This window comes from bacterium endosymbiont of Bathymodiolus sp. 5 South, assembly GCF_900128535.1.
Classification (GTDB): Bacteria; Pseudomonadota; Gammaproteobacteria; order PS1; family Pseudothioglobaceae; genus Thiodubiliella.
The window spans coordinates 1-1,055 of record NZ_FQTR01000366.1 but is presented as its reverse complement, the minus strand read 5'-3'; the positions used below and the strand labels follow the sequence as shown (position 1 = coordinate 1,055).

Annotated in this window: 1 protein-coding gene; it reads left to right on the top strand. The window is 38.3% G+C overall.

Annotation, left to right across the window (positions count from 1 at the left end):
* On the top strand, window positions 1–1,039 hold a 1,039-nt coding region (locus BBROOKSOX_RS12400; protein WP_257607880.1), incomplete at its 5' end, for an RHS repeat-associated core domain-containing protein.
* Window positions 1,040–1,055: the final 16 nt, after the last annotated feature.

Here is a 1,055-nt window from a genome sequence, read left to right as displayed (position 1 = left end):
AACCCTCAGTTACGAACATTATTACCCCTATGGTGGCACTGCCATTATCGCTGGCAAAGACAAAACCCAAACCCAGCAAAAACGCTACCGCTACACGGGCAAAGAAAGAGACGACAGCAGTGGTTTATCCTACTACGGTGCTAGGTACCTAGCTCCTTGGTTAGCAAGATGGATAAGCCCTGATTCAGCGGGTGCGGTGGATGGCTTGAATTTGTATGTTTATGTGGGCAATAATCCGCTTAAATACACAGACCCAACAGGACATGGTATCAATACAATATCCAATGATGAATTTTTTAAAAGAATGAATAAAGACAAGACTAGTGAATTAAATATTTGGGTTGGGGATGCACATCACTTACCAGATGCACACAAATTGTTGTTAACTTTAGCGGAAAACATTGATATTGAGCGTATTGGAAATCTGGTGATTGAAGAAGTAAATGTTTCAATTTCAGGAGATAAACGACCTACCTCAGTACAAGGACCAGCTATGTTTCAAACAATAGTAAATTACGCGATGCGTGAATACAATATAAACGAAATGCAGGCTATGGTACTTTCTAGTTATACATTAAAAACGCGGGCGTTAATAGGCGAAGGTCCACTAATAGATAAAAAATTTAAGGGTATTTTTATTGGCGGAGAAAATTGGAAAAATCCTAGGTTAGAAGTTTCAAGAATAAAAGGCGGTATGCTTGCAATAGTTGGTGCTTGTCATTTATTGACAAGCAAATGTAGCGTAAATAAAACTATACATCCAGACGCATTTCCCGTTCAAGATCACCTTAAACCTGACACAAGTATTGCTTTAATTCCACTAAATGTCATTATATTCCTCAATAACATTCTATTTATAAGGCAAGGCAATTCAGAGACTGAATTTGGATTATGGGTTAACGGCAATGATAACAAACCAGAAAATGCATTTTTAGTTATTGGCAGAGGGAAGGCAATGAGAGAAAGGTTTGGCGATATAATGCAACCAACGCCAATGGATTTAAGCAAATTATTGCCTATTAAGGAACCGAGCCCCTGATCTAAACGCAATGAAT